We start from the raw sequence: 19,407 nt of genomic DNA, 5'->3' as shown, positions 1-19,407 counted from the left end.
CTCGAGTCGCCCGGGGCGTCAGCCGATCGGGACGCCGAGCTCGGCCATGAACGGCACGGCGTCGACCGCCTCGCCGTCGACCCGCGTCTCGAAGTGCAGGTGGCAGCCGGTGGAGGCGCCGGTCGAGCCGCGCAGCGCGATGACCTGGCCGACGGTGACGGTCTCGCCGACCGACACCATCAGCTCGCTGTTGTGGGCGTAGCCGGTCTCGATGCCGCCGCCGTTGTCGAGCAGGATCCAGTTGCCGTAGCTGCCCTGGTACGACGCCTCCTCGACGGTGCCGCTGGAGGCCGCGAGGACGGGCGTGCCGCAGGCGCCGGCGAGATCGGTGCCCTTGTGGAACAGGTTCACGCCGGCGACCGGCGCGTCGGGGCGGGGGCCGTAGCTGCTGCTGATGTGACCGGAGATCGGGACGACCCACGCTCCGGACGCTCCGGCGGCGGCCGCGGTCGACTCGCCGGAGGTGGCCGTGATCGCGTCGAGGGACGCGGTGGGCACGAGGACCTCGGGCTTGGCCTCGGCGGCGAAGGCGTCGCGGGTGACGCTCTGCTGCACGACTCCGGCCGCCACGAAGCTCTGCGGGCGGGCCGCGGCGACGGCGGTGGCCGTGTCGCGGGTCAGCTCGGAGTCGGCGGTGCCGCCCACGGCGAACGCGGGCATCGTCGAGGTGATCGCGATGCCGGCCACGAGGGTCATCGCGGCGACGGCGGAGACGCGGGGGCGCGACGGGCCGCGGGAGGGGCGGCGGCTGCGGGACTCCTGCTCACGGAGCGAGCGACGGGTCGGGAGGGCGGACGGACTGCCGGTCTCGGCTCCTGCGGGGGTGGGAGTCGAGGCGCGTGACGAACGGTGCATGCAGAGGAGGTTCCAGGTCTGCCGACGCTCGAGGGGGGAGGCGAGCGCCGGGTGGGGCAGTGGGGCTGATCGCACGGCTGAGTCGATGCGACCCTCCAAACTACCCGCGTTCCGCCGGATCCGACCTGAGAGAAACCTCCGGAGTCAAGCGGTTGAGCGCATCGATCGGCTCTCGATCCGGGGTGGCGGGGGTGCGCCGGGTCGCCGACGGGCGTGCTCAGCGGTCGGCGGTGAAGGCGAGCAGGGCGATCACGCCGGCGATCGTCGCCGCGACTCCGGAGCCCAGGCGCCACCACATCCACTTGTCGCGCCTGGGCCCGCGCACGGGACGCCGGAGGCCGGCGCGGCCCTGGTAGCCGCCGGGATCGTGCTGGAAGACCATGCCTCCAGCCTGCCGAACCCGCGCCCGTCGCGGGGCCGACTCGCCCGCGACTCCCAGCCGCGAACGGCACCGCAGGGCTGAAGCGAGAGCCGAGGAGAAAGGAGGAGAGGCGGCGACCAGGGGGAAGGGGAGGCGGGACGGCACGGGCGCAGAACAACCGCCGCCCGCGCGCCTAGCGCGGCCCGGGCGCGCTCGCCAGCGGGTTCGCGGGGCGGGTGCCGCTCGGTAGCGTGGGGGAGTCGGCCGGAGCGGTCGACGAGCGGAGGAGCGGACATGGCCGGGACCGGCAAGGACAAGGACGCACGCGACAAGGCGGCGCAGAAGCGCGCGAAGAAGGCGCTGAAGAAGGCCGAGAAGTCGGTGCGCGCGGCGCACGAGGCGGTCCGCGACTCCAGCAAGAAGCTGCGTAAGAAGGCCCGCAAGCTGGCCGAGCAGACCGAGAAGCTCAAGCGCACCCAGGAGAAGGCGGCGAAGAAGGCGGCCGCGGTCGAGAACCGCCCGACCACGCCGAAGCACGCCGCCGAGCCGGCGGTCGGCGCCCTCGACCTCACCCCGCCGCTGCCCGGCTCGCAGGAGCCCGCCGAGGATCAGGAGTCCGCCGAGGACGCCGGCGCCGCGGCCGGGTCCGCCGCCCAGCAGGAGCCGGCCCCCGACTCCGACCCCGCGCACACCCCGGACCTCACCCCGCCGATGCCGCGCTCGGCCTCCTGAGCGCACCCGTCTGAGCGCCGCACGCCGGTGCGGACTCGGGTGGATCGCACCCACCGATGCGCCGCCCGCCTGAGAATCCGCACAGACTACTCGGGTGGGCGTGCCCCGCGAGGTGAACAGCAGGTGAAGCCTCGCGACCACGCCGGAACGCCTCCCGCCGCGGGAGCATCATGTCTGCGTGGATCCCTTCATCCTGCTCGCGCTCGTCGTCGTCACGGCCCTCGCCTTCGACTTCACCAACGGCTTCCATGACACGGCGAACGCGATGGCCACGTCCATCGCGACCGGTGCCCTGAAGCCCCGCACCGCCGTCGCCCTCTCGGCGTCGCTGAACCTCGTCGGTGCGTTCCTCAGCATCGAGGTGGCGCTGACCGTCACCAACGCGGTCGTGAAGATCCAGGACTCCTCGGGCGCACCCGATCCGGCGCTGCTCGAGGACGGCGGATCCGCTCTGCTGCTGATCGTGCTGGCCGGCCTCATCGGCGGCATCGTCTGGAACCTGCTGACCTGGCTGCTCGGCCTTCCCTCGAGCTCGTCGCACGCCCTCTTCGGCGGCCTGATCGGCTCCGCTCTCGCGGGCCTCGGCCTCAACGGCGTGAACTGGGCCGGCGACGGCACGAAGCTCGACGGCGTCGTCGGCAAGGTGATCCTCCCGGCGCTGATGTCGCCCGTGCTCGCCGGCGCGGTCGCGGCGATCGGCACCTGGCTCGTCTTCCGCGTGATCGGCAACCTCGCCGAGAAGAGCCTCCACCGCGGCTTCCGCTTCGGCCAGATCGGCAGCGCCTCCCTCGTCTCGCTCGCGCACGGCACCAACGACGCGCAGAAGACCATGGGAGTGATCACGCTCGCGCTGATCGCGGCCGGCGGCTGGAGCGACACCGAGTCGGTCCCCTTCTGGGTCAAGCTCAGCTGCGCGCTGGCCATCTCGCTCGGCACCTACATCGGCGGCTGGCGGATCATCCGCACCGTCGGCAAGGGCCTCGTCGAGATCGACACCCCGCAGGGCATGGCCGCCGAGAGCGCCTCCGCCGCGGTCATCCTCGCCTCCAGCCACCTCGGCTTCGCCCTCTCGACCACCCACGTCGCGACCGGCTCGATCCTCGGCTCCGGAGTCGGCCGCCCCGGCGCGCAGGTGCGCTGGCGCGTGGCGCTGCGCATGGTGATCGCCTGGGTCATCACGCTCCCGGCCGCCGCCCTCGTCGGCGCCGTGATGTGGTGGATCGGCCACCTCGTCGGAGGCGCGGCAGGCGGCCTCCTGATGGCCGCGATCCTCGTCGCCGTCGCCTCCCTCATCTACATCCGCTCGCGCCGCGACAGCATCGGCGCGCACAACGTCAACGACGAGTGGCAGGACGCGGCGGCACGCCCCGCGCCCGAGACCGCCGGCGTCTGAGCGAAAGGATCCGCACCGTGCTCTCCCTCTTCCTCTCCGCCGCCGGCCAGGTGGCCCTCGTCGCCGTGCTCCTCGGAGCAGGCCTGCCCGTGCTCTTCGCCGTCGGCGTCCGCTCCTTCGCCGTCGCCGCCGGTGCTCCCGCCTCGGGCGGGTCGGACGCCCCCGCGGTCCGGAGCGGTCTGCCCGCCCCGGTGCTGCGCGGGATCGGCGTGCTCTGCTTCGCCCTCGTCGTCGGCTCGGTCGTGATCGGCCTGAGCGTCATCATCGCGACGGGCCTCGGCCAGTCGGTGAGTTTCGAGCACGTGATCCCGACCTTCGTGCCCAAGGGCTGAGCATGGCCTCGACCGATCCGATCGCGGCGCGGGAGGGGATCGTCGCCCGCGTGGTCGGCTGGCTGCGCGCGGGCTACCCGTCCGGCGTGCCGGAGCAGGACTACCTGCCGCTGCTGGGCCTGCTGCGCCGCAGCCTCACGACGGACGAGGTCGAGCAGGTCGTCGCTCGGCTCCTGTCGGAGTCGGAGCGGGCCGAGACGGTCGTCTCACGGGCCGTGGTGCGCGAGCGGATCGAGCAGCTGCTGCTCGGACCGGCGCTGCCCGAGGACGTCGCCCGCGTCTCCTCGCGGCTCGCGAGCGCGGGCTGGCCGCTGGCGGGCCCGGAGTCGCTGGCCGAGCCGGACACTCGCGAGGGCCTGGTCGCGCGCATCGTCCGCTGGCTGCGCGCCGGCTATCCGGCCGGGCTGCCCGAGCAGGACTTCGTGCCGCTGCTGGCGCTCCTCCGCCGCCGTCTGAGCGACGAGGAGGTGGCCGAGGTGGCCGCCGGTCTCGCCGCCGACGCGCCCGCCTCCCGCGCGGACGTCGGCACCGCGATCGCCGGAGTGACCTCGGAGCTGCCCTCGGAGGAGGACATCGAGCGCGTGCGCCGGTCGCTGGCCGCGCTGGGCTGGCCGGAGGAGTTCGCGAGCTGACACGCCGCGGCCCGGGCTTCGGGCCACAGGAGTCCGCGTGCCGATCCGCCGCTGTCGCCGGCGATCCGGCCGGAGAGGCCGCGAGCGGACCCGCCTCGCCGCGATCCCGGGCGGTCCAGCCGTCGAAGGGTGACCCCGCCGGGGCCAGGACGCGGACGCTGCAGCGGTCGGGGCCCGCCGTGAGCGGGCGGGACGAGCGCTGGAGCGTGTCCTCGGGCGGGCGACAGGCGGCCGCCCGGTCGGCAGGGGAGTCGCGGGGTCACGACGCGCGCCGTCCGCCGTCCTAGGTTCGGCCCGGGTCCGGATCGGCTGCGCAGCCGGCTGCCGGACCGCAGCCCGACCGGAAGGACACCCCATGCCCGCACCCACCATCGTCCTCGTCCACGGAGCGTTCGCTGACGCCGCGAGCTTCGCCCCGGTCACGCGGATCCTGCTCGACGCCGGCCACGCCGTGCGCGTCCCGGCCGTGCCGAACCGCAGCCTGCTGGGCGACGCGGAGTACGTACGCTCCTTCGTGGAGCAGCTCGACGGGCCGGTCCTGCTGGCGGGCCACTCCTACGGCGGCGCCGTGATCACGGTGGCGGGGGTCGCCGAGAACGTGGTCGGCCTCGTCTACCTCGCGGCCTACGCAATCGAGGAGGGGGAGAGCCTCGGGCAGCTGCAGGGCGCCTTCCCCGACTCCGACCTCCCGGCGAACCTCGTCTACACCCCGTTCCCGATCGACGGAGCGGAGCCGGGCACGGACGTGTCGGTCGCGGTGTCGGCGTTCCCGGAGGTGTTCGCGGCCGGGATCGATCCGGCCGAGGCGGCCGTGCTCGCGGTCGGCCAGCGCCCGCTCGCCGCTCTGGCGTTCGGCGAGGCCGCTCCGGTCGCCGCCTGGCGGACCCGGCCGAGCTGGGGCGTCGTCGCGGCCGCGGACCGGACGATCAACCCGGACGTCGAGCGGTTCGGCTACCGGCGGGCGGGCGTGCGCTCGGTCGTCGAGCTCGACGCGCCGCACCTGGTGATGCGCTCGCACCCGGAGGAGGTCGCGCGGGTCATCGCCGACGCTGCGGCGGAGCTGAGCTGACCGCGGAGTCGCCTGACCGCGGAGGGGTGGCCGAGTGCCGGTGTGCTCCTCCGCACCCCGCCGCGCACCGCCCCCACCCGGAAGCACGCCCCGCGGATCTAGGTACTCCCGCCGCGGATCTAGGTCGGCGTCGCGTGGAGTCGGGCCCGCCGCCTCCCTAGCCTCGAAGGGAGAGAAGGGCGGGATCGTGGACACGGACACCGCGCGGCTCGGCGCCTACCTCCGGGGGCACCGCGACCGGCTGCGCCCCGACGAGGTCGGCCTGGGCGCCGACGGCAGGCGCCGCGTCAGCGGGCTGCGCCGCCAGGAGGTCGCCGTGCTCGCGGGGATCAGCCCGGACTACTACCTGCGGCTCGAGCAGGGCAAGGACCGCCGCCCCTCGGCGCAGGTCCTGGACGCTCTGGCCCGCGCGTTCCGTCTCGACGCGGACGGGCGCGACTACCTCTTCCGGCTCGGCGGGCACGCCGCGCCGCGCCGCTCACCGGGCTGGGCGCAGGCCGGGCCGACCCCGGCGCAGGTCGGCAGCCTGACGAGCATGGTCTCGTCCTGGACCACGACGCCCGCCTACGTGGTCGACCGCTACCAGGACCTCGTCGCCGTGAACGAGCTCGGCCGCCTGTTCCTCCCCCTGGCCTGCGAGCAGGGGACCAACATGATCGAGGCCGTCGTCGACGCCGCGGCGCTCGAGACCGACGCCGAGCGGCACGAGGACTGGGACCGCACGATCGCCGTGATGACCGCCGCCCTCCGCTTCCACTCCGACCCGGTGGACCCGCGTCTGCGGGTCCTGGTCGCCTCGCTCGGCGGCCGCTCGCGGGTGTTCCGCCGCGTCTGGGCGAGCCAGGAGGCGTACCCGCTCCGCGAGGGCTCGTCCCCGGTGCGCGTCGACCCCTTCGGCTTCATCGCCTTCCGCTGGCAGACCCTGGAGGTGCACGGAGGCGACCACTTCCTGACCTCCTTCTTCGGCGCCTCCGGCAGCGCCGCAGCCGCCGCGATCGATTTCATCCGGGCCCGTCACCGGGTCGAGGAGTGTCTGCGCGAGGGTGCGATACTCGACGCGTGAAGCGGGACGCGCTCGTCGTCGGTCGGGGATCGGAGCTCGCGCGGCTCCGGCTGATGGTCGACGGCATCGCCGCCCACGGGTCGGCGCTCGTCATCGACGGGGACGCCGGGGTCGGCAAGACCACCCTGGTCGAGGAGGTCGTCGCCTACGCCCGCGCACTCGACGTGCGGGTGCTGCGGACCGCGGGCTCCGCAGCGGAGTCGGGCGACCAGTACGCGGCGCTGCAGCTCCTCCTGCACCCGCTCCGCCCGGGCCTCGACGGCCTGCCCCTGCCGCAGCGGGACGCGCTCCGCGTGGCCTTCCACCTGGCGGACGGAGTGCAGCCGACGCCGCTCCTGGCCGGCCTCTCGGCCCTGACCCTCCTGAGCGACGCCGCTGCCGATCGGCCCCTGCTGGTCGTCGTGGAGGACCTGCACCGGATCGACCCGGAGTCGGCGTGGGCGCTGCGGATGCTCGCCCGGCGCATCGGCGAGGACCGCGTCGTCGTCGTGATGACCACGAGGGACCGGCCCGAGGAGGACTCCGGCCTCGAGCACCTCCACCTCGGGCCGCTGTCGGCCGCCGACTCGGCCGCTCTCCTCGACACGCTCCCGCATCCTCCTCGCGGCGCCGCCCGGCGCGCTCTGCTCGACCTCGCCCGCGGGAATCCGCTCGCCCTGGTGGAGCTGACCGGACGCGACCCGTCCGCCGACGAGGCGGAGGACCGCGCGGTGACCGGACGCCTCGAGTCGGCCTTCGCCGAGCGCTTCGCGGAGCTCGACCAGCCCTCGCGGCTCGCCGTGCTGGCCGTGGCGCTGGGCGACGTCGCGACGGCGGAGGAGGCGAGCCGGCTGGCGAACCTGGCGATCGGCCGCCACCCCGACCCCTCCTGGATCGACCGGGCCGTCGCCGCGTCGCTGCTCAGCTGGACGCCGGGGAGCGGACTCCGCTTCCGGCACCCTCTCGTGCAGTCCGCGGTGACGAGCGTGAGCCGCCCCTCCGAGCGCGCGGCCGTGCTCCGCACGCTCGTCCAGGAGCACCGCGACGACCCGAGCCGGACGCTCTGGTGGCGGTCGGAGCTCGCGACCGGCTCTGACGGGCCGGTCGGCGAGGAGCTCGCCGGTCTCGCGGCGTCAGGCCTCGCGACGGGCGACGTCGTCCTGGCGGCTCAGGCGATGGAGCGGGCGGCGGAGCTGACCCCCGCGGGGCCGCTGCGCGTCTCGCGCCTGATCGACGCGGCCGAGTACTCCGGGCTCGCCGGCCGGACCGCGGAGGCGGCGCTGCTCGTGCACCGCGCGGCGGGCGAGACCGTCGATCCGGTGCTCACCGCCCGCGCCGCCTGGACGCGCGAGACGCTGCCGACCGGGCGCACGGCCCTCTCGCGGGGAGACCTCTCGCCCGCGCTCGCCGCAGTGACGGCGCTGCAGAGCCACGGAGCCGTCGACGCCGCGACCGCCGCGCTCCTGCACCTCGCCGCCATCGCCTGGGACCACAACCGCGAGGCGTCGCCCGGGGAGCCGATGATCCAGGCGGTGCGCGCGCTCGCCCTCGACGACTCCGACCCGCGCGCCGTCCTGCTCGCGGCGGTCACCGAGCCGATCGCCCGCGGCGACGAGGTCGTCCGCCGGGCGCTCGCGGCGGCCGGCGGGGCGAGCGGTCCGGAGGAGGCGTGGTGGCTCGGCTACGCGCTGAACACGGCGGGCGAGGTCGAGGTCGCCCGGGAGCTCCTGGAGGAGGCGATCACCGGGCTGCGCGCGCGCGGCGACATCCGGATCCTCCCGCAGGCGCTCCTCGCGGCCTCGATGACCACGTCGCTCGCCGGCCGCTTCTCGCGCGCCCGCTCCTTCGCCGAGGAGGCGCTCGTCCTCGGGAGCGACCTGGGGGACGTCGGCTTCGAGACCGCGTCCCGGGCCTGCCTGGCCTGGTTCGACGCGATGGAGGGCGTCGCGCCCGATCCCGAGGCGATCAGCGCGGGCAGCGCGATCGGCGCGGCCGTCCTCTGCTCGAGCGTGATGCGGGCGACGCTCCGCGGATCGCGAGCGGCGGTGGCGGTCCTCGAGTCGCGACCGGGCGACGCCGTGCCGGAGCTCCTGCCCCTCCTCGACACGGACGACGACTGCCTGAACCCCGGCTTCGCGATCCTGACCACGCCCGATCTCGTCGACGCGGCTCTCGCGATCGGGGACGTCGGAGTCGTGCGCCTGCACGCCGCGAGGCTGGAATCGCTCTTCGAGCGCTGGCACCAGCCGATGATCGAGGCGGCCCTCCGGTACGCGCAGATCGCCGTGGCGCTCGCCGACGGAGCGCCGGACGCCGCGGCCGGGCTGCTCCGCCGGACTCCGCCGCCGCTCCCGTACGTGCGGGCGCGGGCGCTGCTGCTCGTGGGCGACGGGCTGCACCGGGCCGGTCGGGCGGCGGAGGCGCGGCCCCTCCTCCGCGAGTCGCTGGCGATGCTCGAGGAGCTGCCGATCCACGCCTGGGCCGATCGGGCCCGTGACGCGCTCCGGGCCGCCGGAGGGAGGATCGCGGACGCGCCGTCGCCGGCCGCGGCCACCCTGACCCCGCAGGAGCTGCGCATCTGCGCTCTCGCGAGCACGGGGCTGTCGAACCGCGCGATCGCGCAGAACCTGTTCCTCTCGCCGCGCACGGTCGGCGCGCACCTGTACGCGGCGTACCGCAAGCTCGGGATCGGCGGGCGGGGCGAGCTCGCCGCGGTGCTCGGGAGGGACGCGGGCGCCGACGTCTGAGGCGGGACTCCGCTCGCAGGGGCGCCGGGCCCCACTCCGAGCGCAGACGCGCAGGCGCGCCCCGGAACGGCCGGGACACGCCTGCGAGCGGACCGCGCTACTCCTTAATGAAGGCCAGCAGGTCGGGGTTGATGACGTCGGCGTGGACGGTCAGCATGCCGTGCGGGTAGCCCTCGTAGATCTTGAGCGTCGAGTTCTGCAGCAGCTCGTGCTGCTTGAGCGCGGCGTCCTTGTAGGGGACGACCTGGTCGTCGTCGCCCTGGGTGACGAGGACGGGGACGGTGATCGCCTTCAGGTCCTCGGTCTGGTCCGTCTCCGAGAAGGCCTTGATGCCCTCGTAGTGCGCGAGCGCGGATCCGGTCATGCCCTGGCGCCACCAGTTGTCGACCACGGGCTGCGAGAGCTCGACGCCCTCGCGGTTGAAGCCGTAGAAGGGCCCGGAGGCCACGGCCTGGTAGAACTCGGCGCGGTTCGCCGCGAGAGCGTCGCGGAAGCCGTCGAACACCGAGATCGGCGTGCCCTCGGGGTTCGCCTCGGTCTGCACCATCAGCGGCGGGACCGACGAGACGAGGACGGCCTTGGCCACGCGACCCTGGGGCTCGCCGTACTTCGCGACGTAGCGCGCGACCTGACCGCCTCCGGTGGAGTGGCCGATGTGGATCGCGTTCCGCAGGTCGAGGTGCTCGACGACCGCGTTCACGTCGCTGGCGTAGTGGTCCATGTCGTGTCCGGTGCCGACCTGGGTCGAGCGTCCGTGCCCGCGGCGGTCGGTCGCGATGACGCGGTAGCCGTGCGCGTGGAAGAACAGCATCTGCGCGTCCCAGTCGTCGGACGACAGCGGCCAGCCGTGGTGGAAGACGATGGGCTGCGCGTCGGTGCTGCCCCAGTCCTTGTAGTAGATCTCGACGTCGTCGTCCGTGGTCACAAACGGCATCTTCGAACCTCCGTGCTCGTGTCGATCCCGAGCCCGGCCCGGGTCGTGTCCAAGGTGGTGCCTCCCCGGATGAGGGTGGGGAGCGGCTCCACGATAGGGGCGTGGGAGCGCTCCCTGAAGAGCGCGGGGAGATGTTCCGACGATCGTCCAGACCTGGTCGCCCGGGCGGTGCCGGGGCCGCCGGCCGCGCTCGCCGAGTGGGGTCGGATGACTCGTGACCGGCACCGCGGGCGCTGACAGGATCGCGGCGGACGCGCCCTCCCGCGGCGCGCGGATCGGAGGTCGCGATGCCCACGACGACGCCCACGACGACGGCCCTGCCGACGCCCAGGACGACGACGCCCCGGCGGGCGGTGCTCCGGTGACCGTCGAGGACCGCGTCCCCAGCGAGCCGCAGGCGGTCGTCGCTCCGCTCAGCAGATCCGCCGTCTTCCTCTCGCTCGACATCGTCGGCGGGCAGGACGCCGCGGACCGCGTGCGGGACGTCGTCGCCGACGTGGGCGGGATCCTCCGCGCGGTCGGCTTCCGCGACCTGGGCCTGCGCCTCTCCTGCCTGGTCGGGATCGGGAGCGACGCGTGGGACCGCTTCGGCGGGGAGGGGCGCCCCGCGCAGCTGCACCCGTTCCGGGAGGTGGTCGGCGCGGCGCACACGGCCGTCTCGACGCAGACCGACCTCCTGTTCCACATCCGGGCGGAGCGCGACGACGCCTGCTTCGAGTTCGAGCGACTCCTGCTCGACGCGCTCGGCGAGGACGTCGTCGTCCGCGACGAGGTGGTCGGCTTCCGCTACTTCGACAACCGCGACCTGCTGGGCTTCGTCGACGGCACCGAGAACCCGACCGGGGAGGCGCTGCCCCGCGTCGCGCTGATCGGCGCGGAGGACGCGGCGTTCGCGGGCGGCAGCTACCTGGTCGTGCAGAAGTACCTGCACGACCTGACGTCCTGGCACGCGCTCACCACCGAGCAGCAGGAGCGGGTCATCGGCCGGAGCAAGGCCGACAACGTCGAGCGCGAGGACGATCCGGCGCAGCTCTCGCACAAGGGGCTCGCGACCGTGGTCGACGCCGGCGGGACCGAGCACGACATCCTCCGCGACAACATGCCCTTCGGCCGGCCCGGCAAGGGCGAGTTCGGCACGTACTTCCTCGGCCTGGCCGCCGACCTGTCGGTGATCGAGACGATGCTGACGCGGATGTTCGTCGGCGTGCCCGCGGGCCGGCACGACCGCCTCCTCGACTTCTCGACCGCGACGACCGGCGGGGTCTACTTCGTGCCCTCGCGGGACGTGCTCGAGGGCCTGGGCGGCTGACCCGGGCCGGTCGTCGGGGCGCGGATCGAGTCGGATGACCGTGGTGCCGCCCGGGCCGGAGCGGTGGGATCGGAGCAGCGCAGGCGCGCAGGACGATCAGCAGGGAGAACGCCGTGGAACCCGACGACAGCACCGCTCCGCACCACGAGACCCCCGGTTTCGGAGACCCGGACCTCCCCCAGGAGGGGATCGTGAACACCGAGGGCGATCCCTCGGCGAACACGATGACCGGCCCGCAGAACCGCGTCCTGGAGGGACTGTTCCCGAACCAGATCGCCGCGCCCGCGACGGACATCAGCACGCAGCCGTTCTTCTGGTCCTCCTTCAACATCTCGCCGCGGCGGGTGCAGCGGGGAGGCTGGGCGCGCGAGCTCACGCAGGCCGACTTCGCGATCTCGAACGAGATCGCCGGCGTGAACATGTACCTCGAGGCCGGCGGGATCCGCGAGCTGCACTGGCACCAGAGCGCCGAGTGGGCGCTGATGACCAAGGGGAACTGCCGCATCACCACGCTCAGCCGCACCGGCCGGCCCAGCGTCGACGACGTGCAGGAGGGGGACCTCTGGTACTTCCCGCCCGGCCTGCCGCACTCCCTGCAGGGCCTCGGCCCGGACGGGGCGGAGTTCGTGCTCGCGTTCGACGACGGCGAGCAGTCCGAGAGCAACACGCTCCTGCTCACCGACTGGTTCGCGCACACGCCGCCGGACGTGCTGGCGAAGAACTTCGGCGTCGCGCAGGAGGTCTTCCGCGACATCCCGCTGCACGACCTCTGGATCTTCCCGGGCGACGTGCCCGGCGACCTCCAGGCCGACCGGGCCGCGGCCGGGGTGCAGGACGGCGACGAGGCGGTGATCTTCCGGCTCTCCCGCTCGGAGCCCGTGCACCAGAACAGCGGCGGCCGGATCCAGATCGCCGACAGCACGAACTTCCCGGCCTCGCGCACGGTCTCGGCCGCGCTGACGACCGTCGAGCCCGGCTCGATGCGCGAGCTGCACTGGCACCCCAACGCCGACGAGTGGCAGTACTACCTCCGCGGATCCGCTCGGATGACCGTCTTCAACACCGGCCCGCACGCCAACACGACCGACTTCCACGCCGGAGACGTGGGCGTCGTGCGCCGCAACTTCGGCCACTACGTGGAGAACACCGGCGACGACACGCTGGTCTACATCGAGACCTTCAAGAGCTCCCGCTACGAGGAGGTGTCGCTCGCCCAGTGGCTGAGCCACCTGCCGCCGTCGCTGGTCGCGCAGCACCTGAACATCCCGGAGGAGGTGCTGGCGACCTTCCCGCCCGGGACGCAGGGGATCACTCCGCTGCGCTGAGGGCGGGACGCGCGGAGGGGACGGGGACATGACGGAGGATCACGAGGCGGCGCTCCTGCCGTGGGCGGGGAGGGCGGCGGTGCTGCTGGACCGGCACCTGCGGGTGCTGGCCGCGACTCCGCTCGCGCGGGCGCTCTCGCCCGCCTTCGCCCCAGGAGTGAGCATCGCCCGCTTCACCTTCCTGGACTCGTCCGAGGTCGAGGACCTGCCCTGCTGGGGGTCCGCCGCCGATCAGGTCGCGGCGATGCTCCGCGACTCGCTCGAGCGGCATCGGGGGGACCGAGAGTTCCTGACGGTCGTCGGGGAGCTCTCGGCGAGGAGCCCGCGGTTCGCGGACTCGTGGGCGGCCGGGGCGGAGGCCGACGCACGCGGGTCGGTCGTGTTCCTCGACACCGCGGTCGGCTCCGTTCCGATGGACTACCGGCTGGTCCGGGACGGCGCGCGCCTCCTGCTCCTGTTCGAGGCGGGTGACGCGGCGGGCCGCGAGGCGCTCGCGCGGCTCGCCGCCACGAGTCAGGCGCCGGCCGGGGCGGCCAGCGCGGTGCCCGCCTCCGGAGCGTGCCGCAGCGAGGCGAGGACGTCGACGGCCGCGGCCGCCGGAGTCCCCGCTGCCGCGAGGTAGGTCACGACGTACCGGCCCGGAGCGCCGGCGAGCTCCAGGGTCTGCATCTCGAGGTCGAGCCAGCCGAACGGCTCGACGTGGACGCGGATCCACCGGTGGGTGAAGGGGCGGACCTGGTACTCGGCCCAGATCGACCGGAACAGCGGATTCTCGACCGAGCACTCGCCGACGATCTCGTGCACCCGCGGATCGTCGGGGTCGCTGTAGAACCGCAGTGCGGCGATCAGCTCACGGAAGACCTGGGCCCACGCCTGCAGCTGGTCCGGCGGGTCGCCGTTCGCCACGGCGCGCGCGTAGCCGCGGGACGTGGAGAGCAGCATGTTGGCGCCGGGCACGCCCTTGTCGGGGGCGAGACGGCTCATCAGGTCGTTCGCGCCGAGGACGTCGAGGTTGCGGTCGAACGCGTACGCCGGGGTCCTCGGCCAGTGGGCGAGCAGCGACTCCACGCCCTGGCCCGGCGGAGGGGAGTCGGGATCGCGCGGCCCGGGGCGCAGCCGGGCGAGCCGGAAGAGGTAGGCGCGCTCGAACTCGTCGAAGGCGAGCGCCTCGGCGAGGGCGTTCAGCACCTGGTCGGACGGGGCGACCGCGTGCCCCTGCTCGACGCGGAGGTAGTAGTCGCGGCTGATCCGGGCGCGGTCGGCGACCTCCTCGCGGCGCAGGCCCGGCACCCGCCGCCGGGTGCCCGCGGTCGGCACGCCGACCTGCTCCGGCCGCAGCGCCGCCCGGCGAGCGCGGAGGAACTCCGCGAGGGGGCTGCGAGAGCTCATCGTGCGACTCCATCGGATCACCCGCCGCGTCGAGCGGCGGTCGTGCGGGGGTGGGGCCGTACCGGTCGTCCGGTGGGACACAGAGTACCGTCGGGCGCTCGCGGGGCCCACTGCCCTCCTGTGCCTCCTGCCCGGCGCCGACCGGGAGACGGGCGCTCGGGACGGTTCGACAGAGGGTGCGCTCCGGAGGGTTCCGACAGAGGGAGGAGAGCGCGCCCGCGCCCGGCGGTCAGCATGGGGTCCTCGGAACCCGTCCCTTTGGAGTCGCGATGACGATCAGTGCACTCTCCTCGCCGCCCGCGCACCCGAGCGCCCCCGAGGACGTGGTGGTCCGGATGCTGAGCTCGGCGTCGCCCGCGCGGGAGCGGCTCCTGGTGGTCGAGGGCGGGATCGGCTCGGGCCGGACGCACATGCTGCGCTCCGCCGCGGCCACCGCTCGCGCCGCCGGCTGCGAGGTCGTGGAGGTGCGGCCGGACCGGGGCGACGCCGTGATCGGCGCGTCCTCGCTCGCGCTGTTCGCCACGCTGATCGGCCGTCTGCAGCGGGTGCGCGACTCCTCCGCCTCGCCCTGCGACCCCGGCTTCCTGATCGTCGTCGACGACTGGGAGCGGTTCGACGTCGCCGCCCGCGAGACCCTCCAGGCCCTGGTGACCCGGCTGGTCGACGAGGTCGGTGCCGCCTGCCTCCTCGCCACCGGCGACCGTCGCGTCCTCGCCGGCTGGGAGGGCCTCCGGCACCGTCGCACGGAGCCCCTCGATGCGGAGGCGGCCCGCGGCTTCCTGCGCGCCCACGGCGGCCGCCGGCCGCTCGCCGTCGAGGCGCGCCTGCTGCGGGTCGCGGAGGGGAATCCGCTGCTCCTCGATGTCCTCGGGCGGGCCTGGGCCGACGAGGACGCTCCCTCGCCCTTCCCGGTCTACCCGCGACTCGAGCAGGCCGAGACCCGGGTGCTCGATCTGCTGGCTCCGCTGTCGGAGCCGAGCCGGGAGGCGCTCCTGGTCGCCGCGGTGGCGGGCGCCGAGTTCCCGGAGAGCATCGGGTCGGCCCTCGGAGACGGGGACAGCGCCCTGGTGCAGGCGGGGATCCTGACGGCGGGCGGCCGTGCGTTCCGCGACCCGGTGGTCCGAGCGGTGGTGCTCTCGACGGCGACGCCCCGAGCGCTGCGGGCGGCCCGGAGGCGGCTCGCCGAGCGCCCGGAGTCGGCCCCGCACCTCCGCCTGCTGCTCGCGGCGGACGACGCGGCCGGGCCGGAGGAGCGGGCGCGGCTGCTGAGGGACGCGGCGGAGGAGCGACTCCGCGCGGGTCGGCCGCAGGAGGCGCTGCTCCTCCTCGCCGAGGCGCGCTCGAGTGCGCGCGGTGCTGCTCTGCGGGAGGAGCTCGAGACGCGCGCGGCCGCCGTCGCGGCCTTCACCGGCGACGCGGCGGCCCTCGAGCGGGTGGTCGATCGCTCGCGGGAGGACGGCGGGGTTCCCAGGGCCGGCGTCGAGGCGGCGCGGCTGGCCGATGCGCTGCTCCGCACGGGGGACGTGGGCGGGGTCCGCCGCGCGGCCCTCCGGGGGCTCGGCGCTCGGGTGGGGCGTGGGGGCGCGGGAGTCGGTGGTGCCTCGTCTGTCGGTGGTGTCTCTCCCGTCGGCGGTGTCTCTCCCGCCGAGACCGGCGCCTCCCGCGACGACGTCAGCAGCCTCCCCGCCGACCACGCAGCCCCTCACGACGACGCCGCCGACCTGCTGACGACCGTCCTCCACCTCGCCTGCATGCTCCGCGGCGATCCCGCATGGTGGCAGGAGGCGCTCGCCGTCGGCGAGGAGCACCCCCTCGATCCCGTCCTGCGCCTCGTGGAGGCCTGCGTGCAGCCGGTCCCTGGCGAGGAGTGGGAGCGCCGCCTGCGGCTCGCCGAGGACTCCGCGGTCACGGGCGACCCGTGGAAGACGGTCGCGCTGCACCTCGCCTGGTCGCTGCTCGAGGTCTCGGACGAGCGCCGCGACCGCCTCGCCGGGCTCCTCGACGGCGGGGAGGAGGCGGACGGCCTGCCCGGCGCCCTCGCCCTCCTCCGCCGCGGCACCACCGCACTCGACGGCGGTCGCCTCGACGACGCCTCGGCCGACCTCGACCGCGCCGCCGCCCGCGCCGACGACCTGCCCGCCGTGCGCGCGCTGATCGACGCGACTCGAGCCCGGATCCACGCCCTGCAGGGCGACCGCGCACGCACCCTCGAGTGCGCCGAGCGCGCGACGGCCTGGGCGCTGCGGCACGGAGCGGCGTCGGTCGCGCGCGCCGCCGATCACGCCCTGTGCTCGCTCGACCTCGGCGGCGGCCGTTTCGAGGAGGCGCACGCCCGCTCCTCCTCCCGCGTCGGCGGCGACCCGCTGGAGCTCCTCGACGCAGCCGAGGCCGCCTCGCGCCTCCGCCTGCCCGAGCACTGCGCCGAGCTGGCGGCGGCCGCGGCGGACCTCGCCGCGCGGCCCCTCGCTCCCCGCGGGCGGATGCTCGCCCTCGCGGCGACCGCGGTCCTCGATCCGACCGGCGGCGCGGGCGCCCTCTTCGAGCGCGCCCTCGACCCGGCCTCCGAGGAGTGGCCGTTCGAACGGGCACGCGTCCAGCTCTGCCACGGCGAGTGGCTGCGCCGCCGGATGCGCAGGCTGGAGGCCCGCACCCGGTTCCGCCAGGCCGCCGCGGGGTTCGCCGCGGTGGGAGCCGAGCTCTGGCTCGCCCGCGCCCAGCACGAGCTGCGGGCGGCAGGCGGAGCGGGGGAGGCGCCGGTCGCCGCCGACCTCAGCGAGCAGGAGCGGCGCGTGGTCTCCCTGGCCGCCGCCGGCCTGTCGAACAAGCAGATCGCCCAGCAGCTCTTCGTCTCGCCCCGCACCGTCAGCGGGCACCTGTACCGGATCTTCCCCAAGCTCGGGGTGACCTCGCGGGCAGGGCTCCGCGACGCGCTCCTCAGCCTCGAGGACGCCCGGAGCGCGTGACGGAGCCGCAGGATCGAGTCATCCGACCTGGTGCCTGCCGCCGCGGGAGGCGCATGCTGAGCGCATGACGTCGCAGCAGATGATCGACCCCTCCGTCCCGCCGAGCGGCCCCGGCTGCGTCGAGTGCGAGCAGTCCGGCTCGTGGTGGCTGCACCTGCGCCGCTGCGCGCTCTGCGGGCACATCGGCTGCTGCGACGACTCGCTGAACCGCCACGCGACGGCCCACTACCACTCGACCGGCCACGCGGTCATCCGCAGCTTCGAGCCCGGCGAGGACTGGTTCTGGGACTACCGGACCGACGACTACGCCGACGGCCCCGCCCTGGCCGACCCGCAGAGCCACCCGGCGAGCCAGACCACCCCGGGGCCGAAGGACCGCGTGCCGCGCGACTGGCAGTACCTCCTCGCCGAGCGCGCCGAGCGCGGCTGAGCCGCGCGCCTCCGCGAGAGCGCAGGACTTTCGCGAGAGTCCAGGAGTTGTCGCACTCGGCATCGACTGCGACAACTCCTGGACAGTCGCCGGCCGCCGGCTCCCTGCGCACGTCCGCAGGCGGCGTGCAGCCAGAAGTCGCCGTGCTCGCGACCGACAACGGCGACTTCTGGATGGTCGCGGCGGCCCGCCCAGGAGCGATCGCCACGAGAGTCCAGGAGTTGTCGCACTGGGCGTCGACTGCGACAACTCTCGAGCAGTCGCGGCCGTCGGAGCCGCCGACGCCCAACGCTTGTCCACAGCCGGCGAGTAGCCAGGAGTCGCCGTACTCGCGACCGACGACGGCTACTTCTGAATGGTCGCGGCGGCCCGCCCAGGAGCGATCGCCACGAGAGTCCAGAAGTTGTCGCACTGGGCGTCGACTGCGACAACTCTCGAGCAGTCGCGGGAGCAGTCGCGGGAGCAGGTCGGAGCCAGCTGCCCAGCCGGCGGCCGACGCCGCGCCTGATCGGTGTTCGTCAGCTCCGGACCCCGCCGGCCGAGCCCCGCCCCGTCACCCCCTCTCGACCCCGTCCAGCGCCTCCGCCTCGGCGATCCGCAGCCGCATCTGCCGGTAGCGGTGGAACTGGTACACCCCGTGCAGCACCGCGAGGACGACCGCGGCCGCCATCCCGCACGCGATCGCGGGGACCTCGTCCGCGCCGCTCTGCGTCAGCGCGAGCGCGACTCCGGCGCCCGCCACGATCGAGTTGACCACCGCGATCGCCGAGGACATCGTGAAGAAGATGCCCCGCCAGCTCTGCCGCCGGCCGATCTCGAGCAGCTCGTTCGGCGCGTGGCGGCCACGCGGCACCGCGAAGTAGGCGCCCGCGCCCGGCAGCAGCGTTCCGTAGTAGCGGCGGATGCGCTGGATGGCCGTCAGCGCGGCGATGTCCTCCATCGAGGTCTGCACCAGCCGCTCGTAGGTGAACACCCCCAGCAGCACGACGACCGGGATGATCACCGCGAGGAACCCCATCGCGTACCGGGTCGGGGCGAGGAAGCCGAAGGCCACGAGCGAGCTGGAGAGCATCGTCAGGTAGAGCGAGGCGCGGCTGCTCGACTCCGTCACGGTGATCCCGCGCGCCGACTCCAGCACGAAGTGCTCGGTCAGCAGGGCGTTGAGGAACGCGGCCGGCCGGTCCGGGAGCGACGCGGCGGAGACGGCGGCCTCGGGCAGCGCGGGCGTGCGGGGAGAGTCCTCCTCGTCGAGGCGGTCGCCCGGCTCCGGATTCACGGCCGCACCTCTCGCGGGGCCGCCCCGCGGCGTCCGCTCTTCGAGTCATCCGACTCGCGCACCGGCTCCACCCGCGCGCCTACCGTCGGACGCGACGCCGAGCACCGCCACCGGGGCGCGTGCGCAGACACCGAAGGGCCGTTCATGATCGACACCCGCCACCTCCACTCGAACCAGCGAGACACCCTCGAGCGGCTGCTCGAGGACTCGCCGAGCCACAACGTCCTCTGGGCGGACGTGCTGACGCTGCTCGAGGCCGTCGGCACCGTCCACGAGAAGCACGACGGCGCCTTCTCGGTGACGGTCGGCTCGACGACCGAGACCCTCCACCGGCCGCACCACAAGGACGTGGACGAGCAGCAGCTCGTCGACCTGCGCCGCCTGCTCCGCGGAGCGGGGTACGGCGCATGAGCGCCGGGACGCCCGCCGACCTCACCGGGTCGGCCGCCGAGCGCCTCCGCCGGCTGGACGCGCTCGACGCGGGTGCGCTGACCGAGGAGTGGCTGCTGCGCCAGCTGCGCCTCGCGCTCGGGGATCTCGCCGCGCTCGAGCCGGCCGCGGAGGCCGAGCAGGAGCGGCGCGAGGACTTCTGATGCGGCGGGCGGCCGTCCGGGGTGC

19 protein-coding genes are annotated in these 19,407 nt (G+C 74.6%); 14 read left to right on the top strand and 5 right to left on the bottom strand.

The features are described from left to right. Positions 1-18 precede the first annotated feature (18 nt). A complete protein-coding gene (locus C5C63_RS05465; RefSeq protein ID WP_104239337.1) occupies positions 19-855 on the bottom strand; it encodes a M23 family metallopeptidase in 837 nt (278 codons plus the stop codon). A gap of 217 nt (positions 856-1,072) precedes the next feature. Next, positions 1,073-1,237 carry a hypothetical protein gene (locus C5C63_RS16965; protein WP_181065564.1) on the bottom strand — a complete coding sequence of 55 codons (165 nt, stop codon included), beginning with the start codon at positions 1,235-1,237 and terminating at the stop codon, positions 1,073-1,075. Positions 1,238-1,510: 273 nt separating this feature from the next. Here C5C63_RS16965 and C5C63_RS05460 point away from each other — a divergent pair, with 273 nt between their 5' ends. The 7 genes from C5C63_RS05460 to C5C63_RS05430 all read left to right on the top strand — a co-directional run bounded on the left by C5C63_RS05460 (position 1,511) and on the right by C5C63_RS05430 (position 9,163). After that, the gene (locus C5C63_RS05460; protein ID WP_104325632.1) at positions 1,511-1,948 is read left to right on the top strand and encodes a hypothetical protein; all 438 of its coding nucleotides are present in this window, start codon (positions 1,511-1,513) and stop codon (positions 1,946-1,948) included. 178 nt (positions 1,949-2,126) lie between these two features. Continuing rightward, the gene (locus C5C63_RS05455; RefSeq protein WP_104224012.1) at positions 2,127-3,341 is read left to right on the top strand and encodes an inorganic phosphate transporter; all 1,215 of its coding nucleotides are present in this window, start codon (positions 2,127-2,129) and stop codon (positions 3,339-3,341) included. Positions 3,342-3,358: 17 nt separating this feature from the next. Further along, positions 3,359-3,673, top strand: a complete 315-nt coding sequence (locus tag C5C63_RS05450; RefSeq protein ID WP_104227380.1) for a hypothetical protein — start codon at positions 3,359-3,361, stop codon at positions 3,671-3,673. 2 nt (positions 3,674-3,675) lie between these two features. Continuing rightward, complete coding sequence (locus tag C5C63_RS05445) at positions 3,676-4,305, top strand: DUF3349 domain-containing protein (protein ID WP_104227379.1); 630 nt, start codon at positions 3,676-3,678, stop codon at positions 4,303-4,305. 355 nt (positions 4,306-4,660) lie between these two features. Next, positions 4,661-5,374 carry an alpha/beta fold hydrolase gene (locus C5C63_RS05440; RefSeq protein ID WP_104291858.1) on the top strand — a complete coding sequence of 238 codons (714 nt, stop codon included), beginning with the start codon at positions 4,661-4,663 and terminating at the stop codon, positions 5,372-5,374. Between the two features lie 187 nt (positions 5,375-5,561). Beyond that, positions 5,562-6,437, top strand: a complete 876-nt coding sequence (locus tag C5C63_RS05435) for a helix-turn-helix domain-containing protein (RefSeq protein ID WP_181110561.1) — start codon at positions 5,562-5,564, stop codon at positions 6,435-6,437. Further along, positions 6,434-9,163, top strand: a complete 2,730-nt coding sequence (locus tag C5C63_RS05430) for an AAA family ATPase (protein ID WP_104325630.1) — start codon at positions 6,434-6,436, stop codon at positions 9,161-9,163. The genes C5C63_RS05435 and C5C63_RS05430 overlap by 4 nt, the downstream gene beginning before the upstream one ends. A 97-nt stretch (positions 9,164-9,260) precedes the next feature. Here the strand turns inward: C5C63_RS05430 and C5C63_RS05425 are convergent, their stop codons facing one another. Continuing rightward, positions 9,261-10,097, bottom strand: coding sequence for an alpha/beta fold hydrolase (locus C5C63_RS05425; RefSeq protein ID WP_104308304.1), 837 nt, complete (start codon positions 10,095-10,097; stop codon positions 9,261-9,263). A gap of 214 nt (positions 10,098-10,311) precedes the next feature. On the opposite strand from C5C63_RS05425, the gene C5C63_RS05420 reads away from it, so the two are divergent. The 3 genes from C5C63_RS05420 to C5C63_RS16685 all read left to right on the top strand — a co-directional run bounded on the left by C5C63_RS05420 (position 10,312) and on the right by C5C63_RS16685 (position 13,353). Then, positions 10,312-11,406: a Dyp-type peroxidase gene (locus C5C63_RS05420; RefSeq protein ID WP_308471540.1), complete on the top strand. Its 1,095-nt coding sequence runs from the start codon at positions 10,312-10,314 to the stop codon at positions 11,404-11,406. 113 nt (positions 11,407-11,519) lie between these two features. Further along, positions 11,520-12,731 carry a cupin domain-containing protein gene (locus C5C63_RS05415; protein WP_258059808.1) on the top strand — a complete coding sequence of 404 codons (1,212 nt, stop codon included), beginning with the start codon at positions 11,520-11,522 and terminating at the stop codon, positions 12,729-12,731. 28 nt (positions 12,732-12,759) lie between these two features. Further along, positions 12,760-13,353: a hypothetical protein gene (locus C5C63_RS16685; protein ID WP_146086359.1), complete on the top strand. Its 594-nt coding sequence runs from the start codon at positions 12,760-12,762 to the stop codon at positions 13,351-13,353. On the opposite strand, the gene C5C63_RS05410 is transcribed toward C5C63_RS16685, so the two are convergent. Beyond that, complete coding sequence (locus C5C63_RS05410) at positions 13,245-14,120, bottom strand: helix-turn-helix transcriptional regulator (protein ID WP_104325629.1); 876 nt, start codon at positions 14,118-14,120, stop codon at positions 13,245-13,247. The two genes, C5C63_RS16685 and C5C63_RS05410, sit on opposite strands and share 109 nt — an antisense overlap. A gap of 269 nt (positions 14,121-14,389) precedes the next feature. Here C5C63_RS05410 and C5C63_RS05405 point away from each other — a divergent pair, with 269 nt between their 5' ends. Continuing rightward, positions 14,390-17,083 (top strand): LuxR C-terminal-related transcriptional regulator, encoded by a 2,694-nt coding sequence (locus C5C63_RS05405; RefSeq protein ID WP_104325628.1) that lies wholly within the window; start codon positions 14,390-14,392, stop codon positions 17,081-17,083. A 64-nt stretch (positions 17,084-17,147) separates the two neighbouring features. Then, positions 17,148-17,513 (top strand): UBP-type zinc finger domain-containing protein, encoded by a 366-nt coding sequence (locus C5C63_RS05400; RefSeq protein WP_104227372.1) that lies wholly within the window; start codon positions 17,148-17,150, stop codon positions 17,511-17,513. A gap of 553 nt (positions 17,514-18,066) precedes the next feature. Here the strand turns inward: C5C63_RS05400 and C5C63_RS05395 are convergent. Further along, the gene (locus tag C5C63_RS05395) at positions 18,067-18,789 is read right to left on the bottom strand and encodes a hypothetical protein (RefSeq protein ID WP_104224776.1); all 723 of its coding nucleotides are present in this window, start codon (positions 18,787-18,789) and stop codon (positions 18,067-18,069) included. A 144-nt stretch (positions 18,790-18,933) separates the two neighbouring features. Here C5C63_RS05395 and C5C63_RS05390 point away from each other — a divergent pair, with 144 nt between their 5' ends. Both C5C63_RS05390 and C5C63_RS05385 read left to right on the top strand, forming a co-directional pair. After that, positions 18,934-19,200 carry a hypothetical protein gene (locus C5C63_RS05390; protein WP_104224777.1) on the top strand — a complete coding sequence of 89 codons (267 nt, stop codon included), beginning with the start codon at positions 18,934-18,936 and terminating at the stop codon, positions 19,198-19,200. Further along, positions 19,197-19,382 (top strand): hypothetical protein, encoded by a 186-nt coding sequence (locus tag C5C63_RS05385; RefSeq protein WP_104224778.1) that lies wholly within the window; start codon positions 19,197-19,199, stop codon positions 19,380-19,382. The genes C5C63_RS05390 and C5C63_RS05385 overlap by 4 nt, the downstream gene beginning before the upstream one ends. The last annotated feature ends 25 nt before the right edge of the window (positions 19,383-19,407 follow it).

The sequence above is a fragment of the Rathayibacter sp. AY1B8 genome (assembly GCF_002932775.1).
Lineage (GTDB): Bacteria > Actinomycetota > Actinomycetes > Actinomycetales > Microbacteriaceae > Rathayibacter.
Note: the sequence above shows the minus strand (reverse complement) of the source record. Positions and strands in the feature narration are given on the sequence as shown.